Raw genomic sequence first — 15,968 nt, forward strand, 5'->3', positions numbered from 1 at the left:
CCTCTCGATCCTCATCATTGCCCCTCTCCCAACGGGTGCAAACTGCGAAAAAACCCCGCTTCCTCTACCAGCCAGTCATGTACCGCGCGCACGCCCGGGTGGCTCAACGCGCCTGGCGCGTACAGCAACACGTAACGTTTGTGGTTCGGCACGGCAAGGCCGAACGGCACGATCAAGGTGCCGCGCTCCAGCTCATCGTTGAGCAAGGTACGCCGCGCAATGGCCACCCCCATGCCGGCGATGGCCGCTTCGATGGTCAGGTGGTTGCGGTTGAAGGTATGGCCGCGGCGCACATCGGCGTCGTGACAGCCGATGGCATTCAAGTAGAACTCCCACTCGGCGTACTCATAACTCCCACGCCAGGCGGTGATGTCGTGCAACAGCGGGAAATGCGCCAGGTCGGCAGGGCCATGCAGCGGTGGACGTCCGCGCAGCAGACTCGGCGCGCACACTGGGAAGATCTGTTCGTCGAGCAAGGCTGTGGATAACAGGCCGGGGTAGCTGCCGTCGTTGAGGTCGATGGCCAGGTCAAAGTCGCCTTCGTGCAGGGCGACGCTGCTGTCTTCGGCGACCAGGCGCAGTTGGATATCCGGAAAGCGTTGCTGCAGACGCGGCAAGCGCGGGGTCAACCACTTGCCGAGGAACGACGGGATCGACCGCAGCCGCAAGGTGCCGCTGATCATGCCGGCGTCCAGCCGCCGCAACTCGGCGTCGATGCTGCCGTAGGCCTCCCCCACCGTCGCCGCTAAGCGCTGCCCCTCGGCACTGAGTTCCACGCCCCGGGCGCGCCGATGGAACAGGCGAAAGCCTAGGCGCTCCTCCAATTGGCGAATCTGCTGACTCACCGCCCCCGGCGTGATGTGCAGTTCTTCGGCGCAGCGGGTGAAAGACAAATGCCGCGCCGCACAGGAGAAAACATGCAGCCAGACGTACGTCTGACCATGGAGTGGCCGAGCCATAGGGTTTAGTCCTGCTAAAGGGTTTCTTAGGAGAATTCGTTGGTCAGTGGTTGTACAGGCGCTCAGTATCGCGCCAATTGCGCTCGTCCTACAAAAAAATGGCAGCGATTCCTACTCCATTGCTTGTAAGGCTTTAGCATGGCTATCAGTGTTTTCGATCTATTTAAAATCGGCATCGGCCCGTCCAGCTCTCACACCGTCGGCCCCATGCGCGCAGCCGCGACCTTTGCCAAGGCGCTGAGCGAACAACAATTGCTCAGCCGCACCCGCCGCGTCGAAGTGCGCCTGTATGGCTCGCTGTCCGCCACCGGTGTCGGCCATGCCACGGATCGCGCCTGCGTAATGGGGTTGATGGGCGAGTGGCCGGATCAGGTCGACCCCACCTCGATCAATCCGCGTATTCAGCAACTGCGCGACAGCGGCCGCTTACTGCTGGCAGGCATCGAGGACATCGCCTTCAACTGGCACACCGACCTCCTGCTGCTCGAAGAGAGCTTGCCCTACCATCCCAACGCCATGTCTCTGCACGCCTATGGCGACCATGGTCTGGTGAGTGAAGAGACGTACTACTCGGTGGGCGGCGGTTTCATCATCGAGGCGGCCGAGGCGGCGTCGGGTATCGCGCCTGTCAGCGATGTGGCACTGCCTTATGACTTTTCCAGCGCCGCCGAACTGCTGGCGCTGTGCAAGCAGCACGGTTTAAGGGTGTCGGAGCTGATGATGGCCAACGAACGTGCGTGGCGCAGTGACGCAGACATTCGCAGCGGTCTGCTGCATATCTGGTCGGTGATGCGCGAATGCGTCGAACAAGGCCTGCGCGATGAAGGCATCTTGCCTGGCGGCCTCGACGTTCCGCGCCGCGCGGCAAGGTTGCACCGCAGCCTGTTGGAAATCGGCAAACCGAATGTCATCACGTCCACCTTGTCGGCAATGGAGTGGGTCAACCTGTTCGCCCTGGCCGTCAACGAAGAAAACGCCGCGGGCGGGCGCATGGTCACCGCACCGACCAACGGCGCGGCCGGCATCATCCCGGCGGTGCTGCATTACTACATGAAGTTCAACGCCGACGCGTCTGACGACGACGTGGTCAATTTCTTTTTGGCCGCAGCCGCCGTCGGCATCCTGTGCAAGAAAAACGCCTCGATCTCCGGGGCGGAGGTCGGTTGCCAGGGTGAAGTCGGCTCAGCCTGCGCCATGGCCGCCGCCGGCTTGGCCGAGATCCTCGGCGCCACGCCCGAGCAATTGGAAAACGCCGCCGAAATCGGCCTGGAACACAACCTGGGCCTGACCTGCGACCCCGTCGGCGGCCTGGTGCAAGTACCGTGCATCGAGCGCAACGCCATCGCGGCGGTCAAGGCGATCAACGCAACCCAAATGGCCTTGCGCGGCGACGGCAAGCACTTCATTTCCCTCGACCGAGTGATACGCACCATGCGCGACACCGGCGCCGACATGCATGACAAGTACAAAGAAACCTCTCGGGGAGGCCTGGCGGTGAGCTGGGTGGAATGCTGATTGCGCTGTGTGAGATCGTTTTCCCGGTAGTGCCCTGAAATAGATCACGGGTCTGAAACAATTGTGGGAGTGGGCTTGCCCCCGATGGCGGTAGGTCAGTGGTAGATGGGCTGACTGACCCAGCGCTATCGGGGGCAAGCCCCCTCCCACATTGGGATGGTCGATATACGGCACGGCCCTTGCTGTAAGGCTCTTGAGGCAAACGGAATTTGTGCCCCTCAGCGACGAAGTGGCCGGTGGTCAGGCGATGCGAACTAATCCAGACACCGGTCGTCAATGACTGCATGTTCTTATCAGGCGGTAACGCACCATGGACAATCCTTTTCAGATCATCACCGACACATTCAGCCCAAAATATCGCGTCAACCTGAGCATCCAACGGCTCGACGGCAGCATCATGCTCACCCTCTCGAATGAGACGGGCGTGGTAGCCAAGCGCATGATCAGTGCCGAGCAACGCAACGACCCCGAACGGCTCAAACGCCTGGTGCAGAGCATCCAGTTCGGCATCGCCATCGAGCAGGGCCACAGCGCCATGGAAATCCTGGCGATCATGACCGACGGCGACAACCACAAACTTATGCAGCCACCGCCGGCCCGTGACCTGCCGTTCAGCGTCGGTCTTTAAAGCTCACCCTTCTCGGTCTCCAGGCTCGCCTCGCCCTTGCGCCGCGGGCTTTCGACCTTCACCGAAGGGAACGACGACGATGCGTAACGCACCACCAGGATCGCGAACGCCAACAGCAGAATCCCCCCGCACAGGTAGATGATGCCCAGGTCCGGCGGGTTGTGATGGGATACGTTGGAGATCAACAGACGTGTCAGCGCAGTGATCGCAACGTAGATCAGGAAGCGCACGGGCATGTGGTTGGTCTTGAAGTAAATCCCGACCATCGCGCCCAATTCCAAGTAGATGAACAGCAGCAAGATGTCATCGATCTTGATGTGCCCGTTCTCCAGCATCCCCAGAAACTCCATCACCGCTGCCCAGGCCGTGACCGCGCCAATGGCGAACAGCGCCAGGTAGTGGAACGACTCCACAAACAGGTTCCCCAGCGACTCGGCCAGGCCATGGACTTGGTGGCGCAACTTTTCGGCCCAGTTGATTTTCACGATGATGCTTCCTTAGGTCGGTTCGACCGGATAATGCGGGTTGGACGTGACGGTTGTTCTGCATGCAGAAAAAAGGCCAGAGCGTGGAAACTAAGATGATGTCAGCATGACATGAGGCACACCGGCAGCCTGATAGCTTGATGCGTCGCCCCACACGGTCCATTTCCCAACTACATTAAAAAACTGCTACCCAAACCCCACGGTTTGGCTTACCCTTTTCGCTGTATATAAATACAGTAGTCGCAAAAGACAACTATCGTGAAGGCATGTGAGGTGGTGAATGGCCGTCGAAGTGGTATACCGCAGCAGCCGAGATCTGGAGCGTTTGTTCATGGATAAAGCCGAAGCTGACCGTCATGACAAAATGCTTGAACTCGCTGAGTTGCTGGCAGAAGTGTTGCAAAAAGCCGTGCCGTCCTTGAGCGAGCAGCAGGTCGAGGAAGCCGGGATCTACATGGCGAAGAACCGCGATGTATTTGCCAAGGCATTCAAGAGTCAGCCGGACGCGTTGTCCGAGTTGCTCAACCCGCCGGCGGAATAACGCCCGAATTGAACAGGCCCTGAATCATTGATTCAGGGCCTTTTTAATCGCCGCTCATTGGTACAGCAGGCGCTCGGCCAATTCGTCCGCTACCCGTGCGGGCGAGCGTTTTTCGGCTTGGGCATGGGCATAGATTTCAGTCAGGCGTGAGCCAATGTTCGACAGGTGCGCGGTGATGGTGGGCAGCTCGGCGCCGCTGTGTTTGAGCGCGACGTAGATCAGGCCGCCGGAATTGATCACATAGTCGGGCGCATAAAGAATGCCGCGCCCCTCCAACTGATCGGCCACTTGCAGGTTGGTCAGTTGGGCGCTGGCGGAACCGGCCACGGCGGCGCAACGCAGTTGGCCCACGCTGGTACGGTTGAACACCGCACCCAGGCCGCAGGGCGCAAGAATGTCGCAGGGGGTGCTGAGCAAGGCGTCGTTGGCGATGGGGTGTGCGCCGAACTGCTCCATGGCCAGTTGCACCTTGCCATGGTCGATATCGCTCACCAGCAATTCGGCGCCGGCGGCGTGCAGCTGTTCGGCGAGGGCGTAGCCGACGTTGCCCAGGCCTTGTATGGCCACCCGCAGGCTTTCGAGGTTGTCGCTGCCCAAGCGCGCCATGGCCGTGGCGCGGATGCCGGTAAACACGCCCATGGCGGCGTGGGGCGCAGGGTCGCCGGCGGCGGTGGTGCTGGTGACGAAACGGGTTTGTTGAGCGATGCAATCCATGTCGGCCACCGAGGTGCCGCTGTCGATGGCCGTGATGTAGCGGCCATGCAGTTGTTCCACGCAACGCCCAAAGGCTTCGAACAGCGCCGCGCGGCTTTCAACATGGGCGGGCCGCAGGATCACCGCGGTGCCACCACCAACCGGCAACCCGGCCAGGGCGGCTTTGTAGCTCATGCCTTGGGCCAGGCGCGCGGCATCGGCCACGGCCGTTTCGTCGTCGGGGTAGGCAAGGTAACGACAGCCGCCCAGGGCGGGCCCCAGGCGGCTGTTGTGAATGGCTATGACCGCCTTCAAGCCTGTCACCGGGTCGATGCTCAGGTGCAGCGATTCAAGGCGGGTGCGGTGCATGAGAGCAAACATCGTCGAGCTCCCGAATCACTTCTTGTGTCGCCAAGTATAGGCTTGCGGCAGAAAACTGCCGAAGTGCGCTGGAATAAGTCGTCCGATTTTGTAGGCTCTGCGACATAAGCGCGCAGGATCTTTCTTAAGTCACTGGACGAAAATTCCCAGCAAGGCTAAAACGGGGGCATCCGCCGGAGAATGCAATGAAGCCCCGCCAAGCCTTTTTCGCCTGCCTGGAACGCTCGCCCCCTGCACTGTTCGAGGCCGCGCTGTGGATTGCCGCCGAACATGACGCGACGGTGCAACCGTTGCAGATCCTGCAAGAACTGGGGTTGTTGCAACAGCAGGTAAGCGCAGGCATGCCCGTGCTGCCGGCGGATGAACTGGGCCAACCGCTGCTGCGGCGCATGAACGATCTGGGGTTTGCCCAGGATGACTTCACGCCCCTACGCCCCGCCGCTGCGCTGTTGGATAAAGTCCTGCTGCGCAAACGCGGGCAGCCCCTGGCCATGGGCTTGATTGCCATGGAACTGGCGCGGCGCCTGCACATTCCCATGGTCGGCGTGAACTTCCCAGGGCATTTCCTGCTACGCGTCCCCGGCGCTGATCACTTGTTGGACCCCTGCGGCGGTCGGCGCCTCTACACCAACGATTGCCGCGAACTGCTGCAACGCCAATATGGCCCCAACCTCAAGTTGCAGGCCGAACACCTGCATACCGCCGAACCGCGCTCGATGCTCCAACGCTTGTCGCGCAACCTGCGCCAATTGCACTTGGCCAATGACGATCCACTGGCGGCGCTGATCGACGCCGAGCGCGTGCTGGAACTGGGCAATGCCAGCGCCGCCGATTACCTGGCACGGGCCAGCCTGTATCAACGCCTGGACTGCCCCAACGCCGAACGCTTCGATCTGGAACATGCGCTGCTGCTCAGCGAAGACCCGATCCAACGCCTGCGCCTGACCGAGCGGTTGGGGCATCTGCCGCCCAACACGGTGGTGCATTGACCAACACCTTGGGTTCTAGTTAAGGCGCGAAGTTTTTTGTGGCGAGCGCACCTGAATGATCAACAACGCAGCCATCACCGCCGGAATCGCGCAGTAGAAAAAAATCTGCTGCACCGGTACCTGCATTGCCAGCAGCAGACTGCCCAGCAACGGCCCGAGGATCGAGCCGAAGCGCCCTACTCCCAGTGCCCAGCCCGTGCCGGTGGCGCGCACGTGGGCCGGGTAGAAGTTGCTGGCGAAGGCATTCAACGTCAGTTGCCCACCGATGATGCAGAAGCCGGCGGCAAACACGCACGCCACCAAGTAGCGCGGATTATCGTGGTTCAAGCCCAACAGCACGGTGCACAGCCCGGCCGCGAACAACACCCCGCACAGCAGGCGGACTTTATTTTTCAGGCGGTCGGCAAACCAGGCCATGCCGATGGCACCCAAGGTGCCGGCAAACAGGAACATCGACGTCACCAGGTTGGCCTGCTTGAGTGCCAGGCCACTTTCCAACAGCAACGACGGCAGCCAGCTGATCATGAAATACAGCAGGATCAGGCTGACGAAAAAGGTTGCCCAGATCAGCAAGGTCGGGCGGGCGTAACCGTTGCGAAACAACTCAACCACAGTCAATTGGCTGCCCCGCGCCTGCTGGTCATCAGCGGTGCTGGCCAGCGGCGGTTGCCAGTCGGGCAACAGGCGCGCCGTGACCCGCTGCAGACGCCAGTAAGGCGGCGCGTCCCGCAATAATCGCGGCAAGGATTCGGGCAGCAGCCACACCAGAAACGGAAACAGCAGCAGCGGCGTAACACCGCCTGCCAGGAACACCGCCTCCCACCCGTAATGCTCAATAAATCCTGCGGCCACGAACCCACCCGCCGCGCCACCAAACGAAAAGCCGCACGCGGCCAAGGTCACCATCAGGGTGCGAAGGCGCGGTGGCGAATAGTCCGACATCAAGGCCATGGCACTGGGCATCGCCCCACCCATGCCGATCCCGCAGATAAACCGTGCGGCCATCAGCGTGGTCAGCGAGTCGGCGAACACCATCAGCACCGTGAGGCTGGCGTAGATCAGCACGCAGGCCAACAGAATCCGGCGTACGCCAAAGCGGTCCGCCAGTGGCGTCACCAGCAGTGAGCCAAGGGTCAACCCCAGCAAATTGGCACTGAACACCGGGCCGAACGCGGCTTTTTCCAGCCCCCAGTCGGCGGCCAGCGCCGGCACTACGTAGCCTAGCACTTGGGCATCGTAGCCATCGGTCACCAGCAGCAACGCCAGCAACAAGAGGATCAACCACTGGAAGCGCGACACCGGACGGGCGTCGAGTGCCGCGCGAAAGCTGGCAATCTGAGTGTGCATCGCAAGGTACCTGTTTTATTTTTATGGGTGTCGCACAGCGGATTTACGGGGCCTCAGGGGTATCCGGTTGATTAGCGGGATGGGCTTGAATAAACGCCGGATGCTGCTTGGCCAAGGCCGCAATACGGCCGATACGCGGGTAATCGGCCAGCGACACTTTGAACCGCTCGGCTGCGTACAACTGTGGGATCAAAAACACATCGGCCATGCCCGGCTGGTCGCCAAAACAGAACCCTTGATCACCGATCAACTGCTCCACCGCGCCGAGGCCCTGGCTGATCCAGTGCCCGACCCACGCCAGCACCTGCGTGTCGTCATGCCCCCATTGGCGCAACAGGTTCTGAGTGCTGGAGTTGTGCAACGGGTGGATGTCACAACCGATGATCGATGCCACCGCACGCTCGTGGGCGCGGGTCGCCAGGTCTTGGCTCAGCAGCGGCACCTGTGGATAACGTTCGTCGAGGTATTCGATGATCGCCGGCGACTGGATCAACAGGTCGCCGTCGTCAGTGCGCAGGGCCGGCACGCGGCCCTGCGGGTTGATGGCCAGGTACGCCGGCTGGCGGTTGGCGCCCCCTGCCGGCACCAGCAGGTTGACCGGCACCGCCGTGAACGCCAGCCCCTTGAGCGCCAAAGCGATGCGCACGCGATACGACGAAGTAGAGCGGTAATAGGTATAGAGTTCCATCCCCCGCCCTCCTCAGCGCGCTGCGACCACAGTGCCACGGCATTCGCCAAAACCGATGGAGGCATAGCCTTCACGGTTGCAGCGCGCACGCAGAATGATTTCGTCGCCGTCTTCGAGGAATTTACGCACTTCGCCGGACGGCAGCTCGATCACTTTTTTACCGCCCTCGGTGATCTCCAACAGGCTGCCGAGTTGGCTGGCTTGCGGCCCGGACAAGGTGCCTGAACCGAACAGATCGCCGGGCTGCAGTTGGCAACCGTTAACGCTGTGATGGGCCACCAACTGCGCGGCGGTCCAGTACATATGCAGGCTGTTGCTCAGGGCCAGGCGATGGGCCGGCAGGTTTTGTTCGCGCATGGCGGCCGTGGTCAGCAGCACTTCCAGTTCGATATCCAGAGCACCGCCGGCCTGATCGCGTTGATCCAGCAAGTACGGCAGCGGCTGCGGATCGCCTTCGGGGCGTGCCGGTTGAGCCTTGCGGAACGGCGCCAACGCTTCAGCCGTGACCACCCAGGGCGAGACTGTGGTAATAAAGCTCTTGGACAGGAACGGCCCCAGCGGCTGGTATTCCCACGCCTGGATATCCCGCGCCGACCAGTCGTTGAGCAGGCAAAAACCGGCGATATGCTCGGCCGCGTCACCGATGGCGATCGCTTCGCCCATGGCGTTGCCCTGGCCGATCCAGATGCCCAGTTCCAACTCGTAGTCCAACCGCGCACAGGGACCGAAGGTGGGTTCGGATTGGCCGGCAGGCAGGGTCTGGCCTTTGGGGCGACGCACATCCATGCCCGAGGGGCGCACGGTGGAGGCGCGGCCGTGATAGCCGATCGGCACATACTTGTAGTTGGGCAGCAACGGGTTGTCGGGGCGGAATAGCTTGCCGACGTTCTGCGCGTGTTCGATACCAACGTAGAAGTCGGTGTAGTCGCCGATTTTGGCTGGCAGGTGCAGTTGGCAATCAGCCGCGCGGTGCAGCACCTGCGCCTCGCGGGCTTGCAGCGGGCTGCCCTCGGCAAGCAGCTCCAGCAGGCGCTCGCGCAGGGCCACGCGTGGGCCGCGGCCCAGGGCGAACAACCCGTTCAGTTGACCGCCGGCAGTCGCTTCCACGGCACGACGGGCTTCGCCGTCGAATGCGTCTAATGTCGCGTGAAGATCCAGGATGAAATCCCCAATCGCCACGCCGCTGCGCGGGGGCTCGCCATTGCGACTGAAGATGCCCAGCGGCAGGTTCTGCAGCGGGAAATCCGCGTGACCGTTGGCGGACGCTACCCAACTACGGGCAGGGGTGGGCTGAGTCATGGGTTATCTCCGATTCGGGTTGAAGGTGACGGGCAGTGAGGCCCAGCACGCGTCGTAAGCAGGTTGCAGGTGCGGACAGTCCAGGGCGAACTGGGTGGGACGCAGCACTTGGCTGGTCTCGAACATGAACGCCATGGTGTTATCGATCTTGTGCGGCGCCAGCTCCACATTGATGGCCTTGGTGCAGGTTTCGCCATCCGGGCCGTGGGCGCTCATGCAGCTGTGCAGCGACGCGCCGCCGGGCAGGAAACCCTCGGCCTTGGCGTCGTAGGCGCCTTGGATCAAGCCCATGTATTCGTTCATCAGGTTGCGGTGGAACCACGGCGGACGGAAGGTGTTCTCGGCCACCATCCAGCGCGGCGGGAAAATCACGAAGTCGAGGTTGGCCAGGCCGTGCACGCTGGTGGGCGAGGTCAACACGGTGAAAATCGACGGGTCCGGGTGATCGAAACTGACGGTGCCGATGGTGTTGAAGCGGCGCAGGTCGTATTTGTACGGCACGTTGTTGCCGTGCCAGGCCACCACGTTCAGCGGTGAATGGTCGAGCTCGCAGGCCCACAGTTCGCCGAGAAACTTCTGCACCAACGTCGTCGGTTGCCTTAAGTCTTCGTAATGGGCGACGGGGCTGAGGAAGTCCCGTGGATTGGCCAGGCCGTTGCTGCCGATGGGCCCCAGGTCCGGCAGGCGCAGCGGCGCGCCGTGGTTCTCGGCGATGTAGCCGCGGGCCTGAGCGTCCAGCAGTTCGACGCGGAATTTAAGGCCACGGGGCAGCACGACGATTTCCAGCGGCTCCACTTCCAGCACGCCCAGTTCAGTGACAAGACGCAGGCGCCCCTGCTCGGGGACGATCAACCATTCGCCGTCGGCGTTGAAGAACACCCGCTCCATGGAGCGATTGGCGCGATAGTGGTGGATGCTGATACCCGAGGGTTTTTCCGACGCCGAATTGGCGACCATTGCGACCAGACCGTCAATAAAATCGGTCGGCTCGCTAGGCATATCCAGTGGGTTCCAGCGCAGCCGGTTGGGCGTCACCGCACCCAACGGACCGCCGGCCAATTGCCGTTCCAATTTGGCGAACGCCGGGTGATTGGCCGACGGCTGGATGCGGTACAACCAGGTACGCCGGGCTTCGCTGCGGGTCATGGTGAACGCGGTGCCGGAGAACAGTTCGGTGTACAGGCCGTAGGGTGCTTTTTGCGGGGAGTTCTGGCCGACCGGCAAGGCGCCGGGCAGGGCTTCGCTGGCGAATTCATTGCCGAAGCCCGACAGGTATTCGAGGGTCATGGATCGTCCTCTGAGCGGAAGTTGTTTTTATCGTAATCCAGTTACGCATAACGTAATTTGATCACTATCGAGCGTCAAGCTATAAAGACGCCCATTCATCTTTCGGAACCCCGCCCCTCCATGGAAAAGCCCCGCGACACCGGTAAACAAAAAGTCCGTTCGGCCGAAGTGGGCACCGATATTCTCAAGGCCCTGGCCGAACTATCCCCGGCCACGTCGCTGTCGCGCCTGGCCGAGCATGTGCAGATGCCGGCGAGCAAAGTGCATCGCTACCTGCAAGCATTGATCGCGTCGGGGTTCGCCGAACAGAACAACGCCACCAACCATTACGGACTGGGCCGCGAAGCGTTGCGCGTGGGTCTGGCTGCGTTGGGCAGCATGGACGTGCTGAAAGTCGGCGCGCTGCCCCTGGCGGAACTGCGCGACCAACTGAACGAGACGTGCTTTCTGGCGGTGTGGGGCAATCAGGGCGCGACCGTGGTGCAGATCGAGCCGGCGGTGCGCGCGGTGACGGTGGTGACACAACTGGGGTCGGTGTTGCCGCTGCTCAGTTCGTCCACCGGGCTGGTGTTCAGTGCGTACCTACCCTCGCGGGAAACCGTGGAGCTGCGCCAGCAGGAGATCGACGCGGGCATCGCCCACGCCCTGGCGGACGACCAAGCCTACGCCACGGCCTGCGAACAGATCCGCCAGCGTGGCCTGCACTTTGTGCACGGCTTACTGATGCCGGGGGTGGACGCCTTGTCGGCACCGGTGTTCAACGCCATCGGCCAGGTGGCGGCGGTAATGACCGTAGTCGGCCCTACCTCACTGTTCCACGCCGATGAAGACGGCCCGGCGGCCCAGCAATTACTGGCGGCGACCCGGGCCGTAAGCTGGCGCATGGGCTACCAGCCCTGAACTAGTCCTGCCAATGGGCCAGGGCCTGGGCCACGCTATTTTCCAGGGCGCGCACCGGCGCGGCGTTGCCCAGGTAGTTGTTGCTGACCATCGAGAACACCAGGCGCCGGCCGTCGGCGTCGGTGATATAGCCACTCAATGACGACACGCCGGCCATGGAGCCGGTCTTGGCATGCAGGTTGTTTTGCGCCGCCGTCCCGCGCAGGCGATAGCGCAGGCTGCCACCCACCATGCGGTCCGCATTGCCGGCAATCGGCAGCGCGTTGTACCAAGCGTCGAACCAGGGTTGTCTGGCGCTGGCCAGCAGCAGCTCGGTGAAGGTCAGGGACGACACCAGATTGCGCCGCGACAAGCCCGAACCGTCCACCTGGCTCAGGCTGGCCGGGTCCAGCCCCTGGCGTGTCATAAAGCCCGCCACTGCCGCCACGCCGGCCGCGGCGGTGCCTGCGTTCGCAGTCTTGCGGCCCATGGCCTTGAGCAGGGCCTCGGACATATTGTTGTTCGAGAGTTTGAGCAGCGGCGTGATCAACTCCTGCAACGGCGCCGACTGATGTTCGGCCAACAATGCGGCCGTCGCGGGCGTAGCGCCACCGATCACGCGCCGGCCCTGCACCTTGATGCCCTGCTGAGCCAGCGCCTGTTCAAACAGGTTCGCCACCAGTTGGGTAGGCTCCCACACACTCACCCACTGCCGGCTCTGCTTGCCGGGGGCCAGCGCACCGCTCAGTTGCAGCAGGTTGGTGCCGTGCTGGCGGGTAATGCCGTACGTGTTGCCGGGGCCGCTGATGGCGCGATTGCTCAGTTGCACGTAGTCGGTGGCCGGGCTCACGGAAACGCCCACCGGTTGGCCGACGGCCACGGGCGCTTTCGCGGTGACGATCAAGGTACCCGCGTCGAAATCCGTGTTGGGCGACACCGTCAACGCGGAGATCTGCGCGCCGTAGTAGGTGCTTTCGTCATCCTGGGCCCAATCGACGCCCAGGCGCTCGGCATCGAACCAGGTGTCGTCGAACACCAGATCGCCCTGCACTTCTCGCACGCCATTGCTGGCCAACTGTGCCGCCAGCGCCTGGTAATCGGCGAACTGCACGGTGGGATCGCCCAAGCCGCGCACGTACAGATTGCCCGCCAGCCGCTCGCCCTGGCGGCTGCCGGTGCTCAGTACCTGAGTGGAAAACCGGTATTGCGGCCCCAGCACATCCATCGCCGCCGCAGTGGTCAACAACTTGAGGTTGGAGGCCGGCACCAGGCGCGTGCGCGGGTTGTGCTGGTAGAGGGTGCTGCCGCTGCGGGCGTCGCGCACCATCAAGGAGACCGTGGCGCCATTGAAGGCCGGGTCGGCCATGAGATGGTCAAGGATGGCCGGGGTGGAGGTTGGCGAAACGCTCGCGCAACCGCCCATGAAAACGCTCAAGCACAGCAGGGGTAGCCATCGTCCAACATGCATCAGTGTCAAATTCCGCAAAATCTTCAGTGGCGGCAACGCTAACAGCTCCACCTGCCCGTGGCGAGCGGGCCGGTGGAGCAAGCTGCTGGGGGACATGGATTTGTCTTGGTGGTGAGCCGGGTTGTCGAATCGTCGCACCGCCCGCGCTGGGTGGCGAAGCCGCTCCATCGATGATGCTGCATAGCTCCAGTTGGCAGTGAGGCGTCTAGAGTTGGGGCCGCTTCGCAGCCCAGCGCGGGACAAGCCCGCTCACCACAAAAAGCAGTTCACACAGCGTCGCAGCCAACGCGCCCAGCACCAGCCTTAGAATTCCAGCGTGCTCGACACCGACACCTGCCGTGCGTCCCCCAGCGATACAAAGAAGCGGCTGGCCGCCGAGGTGTAGTAGGTGCGGTCGAACAGGTTTTTCACGTTGAGCTGGAACTTGACCTTCTGCCCGTCGAGTTTGGTGTCGTAGGTGGCGAAAGCATCGGCCACGGTGTAGCCCGGCAATGTGAAGTCGTTGGCGGCGTCCCCTGCCCGCTCGCCCACATAGCGCGCGCCTGCGCCAATGCGCAGTTGATCGCCACCGAACAGGCTGCCGAAGTCGTAGGCCAGCGCCAGCGAGCCGGTGTGTTTGGCGACGTTCTGCAAGCGGTTGCCTTCCAGGGTCGGGTCGTTGTCCTTGATGTCCTCAGCGTCGGTGTAGGCATAGCTGCCGATCACGCTCCATTGGTCGCTCAACTGGCCAGTGGCGTCCAGTTCCAGGCCACGGGAACTCACCTGGCCGGCGATGCTGTAGATCGTGTTCGCGCCGGACCCCACCGAGACCAGCACATTGCGCTTGTCGATGGTGAACAACGCCGCGCTGGCGGTGATGCGCCCGGGAATGTCGAGCTTGGCCCCCAGTTCCCAGGACTTGGCCTGCTCGGGCGTAAGATCGCCGGTGAGCGTACTGCCATCGGCCAAGGCGGCGATGGTGGAGTTGGGTTTGAACGACTCGGTGTAACTGCCATAGAACGACAGTTGATCGGTATAGCGATAAACCAGCCCGGCACGCGGCACCCAGGCCTGGCCGTTGCCATCGGTGTTGGCTTTGAACGGCACGCCTTTGCCGGCGTATTGGTCGTACATCTGGTAGCGCGCACCGGCTACGAAAATCCATTGGTCGGTCAGGTGAATCGAATCCTGGAAGAACAGCGAGTCGCTGCGCAGCAGGTCGGTCTGGGCGCTGTCGGCGGCGCTGACGGTGCTGCCCGCCACTTCGTTGCCGTATACCGGATTGTTGTAGTTGAACGTGCCCCGCGAGGCCTGGCGGATCAGGTCGGCGCGGTAGATTTTGCGGTACTCGTCATCCAGGCCGAACACCAGGTCATGTTGCATGCCCAGCACGTTGACCTTGCCTTCGAGGCTGGCGGTGGCGAACCGGTCGGTGGTAATTGCGCCCTGGGTGCCGTCCATTCGGCGGGTCAGGGTGCCATTGGCGTTCACCGCGCTGACGCGTACCTGGCTGGCGTCGTAGGTTTCACGGTTCCAGCTGTAGCCGAAGTGAGCTTTCCAATCGTCGTTCAGATCGTGATCGGCTTCGAAGCGGTACAGGTCGGAGCGGCCTTCCATATTGTTGAACGGCTCGTCCAGGCGCCGCGTCGCCGGGATATCCAACGGATGGTTGGTCTTGGGATCGATGGCCGTGCCGCGGTCGAACGGTGAGAGAAACTCACGATGCTCATAAGCGAACAGCAGTTGAGTGGAATCGCCGTACCACGCCAGGGACGGCGCCACCAGCGATTCGCGGTGAGTGCCGAAGTTGCGCCAGTAATCTTCGTCTTCGTGATCAACGATCAACCGGTAGGCCAGCCCTGAATCGCCCAACGGCCCGGTGGTGTCGAGGTTGCCGCCGCTGCCGTTCTTGCCGTCGCCGAAGGTGGAGCCGCGCACGGTCAGGGCGGTGGATGGGGTCAATTCAGGCTTTTTGCTGACGATGTTCACCACGCCGCCCGGGTCTTGTATGCCGTATAGCAGCGACGACGGGCCCTTGAGCACTTCAACCCGTTCGGCCGTGGCGTTCAACGCGCGGCCCTGCACCACCGGCATGCCGTCGCGCATGATCGAGCCGTTACGGTTGTCGCCAAAGCCGCGCAACATCACCGCGTCCTGGGTGCTGGCCAGGGTGTTGGCCTGGGTGATACCGCTGATATTGGCCAGGGCGTCATCCAGGTTGCGCGGGGTCTGATCGCGCAGCGCCTGGGCCGGCACCACGTTGACGGTTTGCGGGGTTTCCAGCAGTAGGCCGCGCGAGCGCATCACCGAGCTGGTGGGCGGCGGCTGGTAGCTGGTGCTGTCGTCAAGTTGGCCTATGCCGCTGATGGTGGTGGCGCCCAAGTTGAGTGCGCCTTCGGTGGGCACGGGTTCCAGGGCCAGGGTGCGGGCGTCGATCTGGCGGAAGGTCATGCCGGTGTTGCCCAACAGGCGTTGCAGGGCCTGGGTCGCGCTCATCTGCCCGCGCACTGCCGGGGCGCTGAACCCATAGGGCGCTTCATCGGTGTAGATCACACTGATTCCGGTGACCCGGCTGAAATCGCTGAGAGCCTGTGGCAATGGTTTGGCCGCCAGGGCAAAGTCGAACTGCGCGCTTTGCTGCTCCTGCGCCCGCGCCACGCTCAACGGCAGCAAAGCCACCGCTGACACCGCCAGTACCGAGGCTCCCAGCCACTGTTTTACCCAACCGCCCGCCATCGACTTCATGCTGTGAGAACCCGTGTAGAAAACGCTGTTAATGCGAATTGATCGCAGTTTCAAGCACTACACGGATGGGCGGATGGTTTACCTC

The 15,968-nt window shown here is 62.6% G+C and carries 14 protein-coding genes; 5 read left to right on the forward strand and 9 right to left on the reverse strand.

From position 1 onward, the window contains the following. Positions 1–14 precede the first annotated feature (14 nt). The gene (locus tag K1567_RS11100) at positions 15–959 is read right to left on the reverse strand and encodes a LysR substrate-binding domain-containing protein (protein ID WP_034096033.1); all 945 of its coding nucleotides are present in this window, start codon (positions 957–959) and stop codon (positions 15–17) included. Positions 960–1,097: 138 nt separating this feature from the next. Here K1567_RS11100 and K1567_RS11105 point away from each other — a divergent pair, with 138 nt between their 5' ends. Next, positions 1,098–2,474: an L-serine ammonia-lyase gene (locus tag K1567_RS11105; RefSeq protein WP_220698501.1), complete on the forward strand. Its 1,377-nt coding sequence runs from the start codon at positions 1,098–1,100 to the stop codon at positions 2,472–2,474. A gap of 310 nt (positions 2,475–2,784) precedes the next feature. After that, complete coding sequence (locus K1567_RS11110; RefSeq protein WP_034096031.1) at positions 2,785–3,102, forward strand: DUF3509 domain-containing protein; 318 nt, start codon at positions 2,785–2,787, stop codon at positions 3,100–3,102. On the opposite strand, the gene K1567_RS11115 is transcribed toward K1567_RS11110, so the two are convergent. Continuing rightward, the gene (locus K1567_RS11115) at positions 3,099–3,587 is read right to left on the reverse strand and encodes a phosphate-starvation-inducible protein PsiE (RefSeq protein ID WP_034096030.1); all 489 of its coding nucleotides are present in this window, start codon (positions 3,585–3,587) and stop codon (positions 3,099–3,101) included. The genes K1567_RS11110 and K1567_RS11115 overlap by 4 nt on opposite strands. A 280-nt stretch (positions 3,588–3,867) precedes the next feature. Here K1567_RS11115 and K1567_RS11120 point away from each other — a divergent pair, with 280 nt between their 5' ends. Next, positions 3,868–4,128, forward strand: coding sequence for a YebG family protein (locus K1567_RS11120; protein ID WP_010564043.1), 261 nt, complete (start codon positions 3,868–3,870; stop codon positions 4,126–4,128). A gap of 54 nt (positions 4,129–4,182) precedes the next feature. Here the strand turns inward: K1567_RS11120 and K1567_RS11125 are convergent, their stop codons facing one another. Continuing rightward, positions 4,183–5,202, reverse strand: a complete 1,020-nt coding sequence (locus K1567_RS11125; protein ID WP_034096029.1) for a Glu/Leu/Phe/Val dehydrogenase dimerization domain-containing protein — start codon at positions 5,200–5,202, stop codon at positions 4,183–4,185. A gap of 185 nt (positions 5,203–5,387) precedes the next feature. Between K1567_RS11125 and K1567_RS11130 the strand changes: the two genes are divergently transcribed. Then, positions 5,388–6,191, forward strand: coding sequence for a SirB1 family protein (locus tag K1567_RS11130; protein ID WP_034096028.1), 804 nt, complete (start codon positions 5,388–5,390; stop codon positions 6,189–6,191). A gap of 15 nt (positions 6,192–6,206) precedes the next feature. On the opposite strand, the gene K1567_RS11135 is transcribed toward K1567_RS11130, so the two are convergent. Genes K1567_RS11135 through hmgA form a run of 4 tightly spaced genes read right to left on the reverse strand, consistent with a single transcriptional unit; the run spans position 6,207 to position 10,812 of the window. After that, positions 6,207–7,538 carry an aromatic acid/H+ symport family MFS transporter gene (locus K1567_RS11135; protein WP_034111861.1) on the reverse strand — a complete coding sequence of 444 codons (1,332 nt, stop codon included), beginning with the start codon at positions 7,536–7,538 and terminating at the stop codon, positions 6,207–6,209. A 43-nt stretch (positions 7,539–7,581) separates the two neighbouring features. Continuing rightward, positions 7,582–8,226, reverse strand: coding sequence for a maleylacetoacetate isomerase (gene maiA / locus K1567_RS11140; RefSeq protein ID WP_034111859.1), 645 nt, complete (start codon positions 8,224–8,226; stop codon positions 7,582–7,584). A gap of 12 nt (positions 8,227–8,238) precedes the next feature. Then, on the reverse strand, positions 8,239–9,525 hold the full coding sequence (gene fahA / locus K1567_RS11145; RefSeq protein ID WP_034096025.1) for a fumarylacetoacetase: 1,287 nt from the start codon (positions 9,523–9,525) through the stop codon (positions 8,239–8,241). A 3-nt stretch (positions 9,526–9,528) separates the two neighbouring features. Then, complete coding sequence (gene hmgA, locus K1567_RS11150) at positions 9,529–10,812, reverse strand: homogentisate 1,2-dioxygenase (RefSeq protein WP_034096024.1); 1,284 nt, start codon at positions 10,810–10,812, stop codon at positions 9,529–9,531. Positions 10,813–10,932: 120 nt separating this feature from the next. Between hmgA and K1567_RS11155 the strand changes: the two genes are divergently transcribed. After that, a complete protein-coding gene (locus K1567_RS11155; protein WP_034111857.1) occupies positions 10,933–11,712 on the forward strand; it encodes an IclR family transcriptional regulator in 780 nt (259 codons plus the stop codon). 1 nt (position 11,713) lies between these two features. Here K1567_RS11155 and dacB read toward each other — a convergent pair whose 3' ends face one another. Both dacB and K1567_RS11165 read right to left on the reverse strand, forming a co-directional pair. Beyond that, entirely contained in the window at positions 11,714–13,159 is a 1,446-nt protein-coding gene (gene dacB, locus K1567_RS11160; RefSeq protein WP_220698502.1) for a D-alanyl-D-alanine carboxypeptidase/D-alanyl-D-alanine-endopeptidase, read from the reverse strand. A gap of 303 nt (positions 13,160–13,462) precedes the next feature. Continuing rightward, entirely contained in the window at positions 13,463–15,883 is a 2,421-nt protein-coding gene (locus tag K1567_RS11165; RefSeq protein WP_220698503.1) for a TonB-dependent receptor, read from the reverse strand. Positions 15,884–15,968 lie beyond the last annotated feature (85 nt).

Origin of the sequence: Pseudomonas sp. S5F11 (assembly GCF_019641515.1) — a bacterium.
GTDB lineage: Bacteria > Pseudomonadota > Gammaproteobacteria > Pseudomonadales > Pseudomonadaceae > Aquipseudomonas > Aquipseudomonas rhodesiae.

Coding starts and splice junctions, on each gene's coding strand:
- K1567_RS11110 (WP_034096031.1), top strand. CDS start 2,785: ATGGACAATCCTTTTCAGATCATCACCGACACATTCAGCCCAAAATAT.
- maiA (WP_034111859.1), bottom strand. CDS start 8,226: ATGGAACTCTATACCTATTACCGCTCTACTTCGTCGTATCGCGTGCGC.
- K1567_RS11100 (WP_034096033.1), bottom strand. CDS start 959: ATGGCTCGGCCACTCCATGGTCAGACGTACGTCTGGCTGCATGTTTTC.
- K1567_RS11155 (WP_034111857.1), top strand. CDS start 10,933: ATGGAAAAGCCCCGCGACACCGGTAAACAAAAAGTCCGTTCGGCCGAA.
- K1567_RS11125 (WP_034096029.1), bottom strand. CDS start 5,202: ATGTTTGCTCTCATGCACCGCACCCGCCTTGAATCGCTGCACCTGAGC.
- K1567_RS11165 (WP_220698503.1), bottom strand. CDS start 15,883: ATGAAGTCGATGGCGGGCGGTTGGGTAAAACAGTGGCTGGGAGCCTCG.
- dacB (WP_220698502.1), bottom strand. CDS start 13,159: ATGCATGTTGGACGATGGCTACCCCTGCTGTGCTTGAGCGTTTTCATG.
- hmgA (WP_034096024.1), bottom strand. CDS start 10,812: ATGACCCTCGAATACCTGTCGGGCTTCGGCAATGAATTCGCCAGCGAA.
- fahA (WP_034096025.1), bottom strand. CDS start 9,525: ATGACTCAGCCCACCCCTGCCCGTAGTTGGGTAGCGTCCGCCAACGGT.
- K1567_RS11120 (WP_010564043.1), top strand. CDS start 3,868: ATGGCCGTCGAAGTGGTATACCGCAGCAGCCGAGATCTGGAGCGTTTG.
- K1567_RS11105 (WP_220698501.1), top strand. CDS start 1,098: ATGGCTATCAGTGTTTTCGATCTATTTAAAATCGGCATCGGCCCGTCC.
- K1567_RS11135 (WP_034111861.1), bottom strand. CDS start 7,538: ATGCACACTCAGATTGCCAGCTTTCGCGCGGCACTCGACGCCCGTCCG.
- K1567_RS11130 (WP_034096028.1), top strand. CDS start 5,388: ATGAAGCCCCGCCAAGCCTTTTTCGCCTGCCTGGAACGCTCGCCCCCT.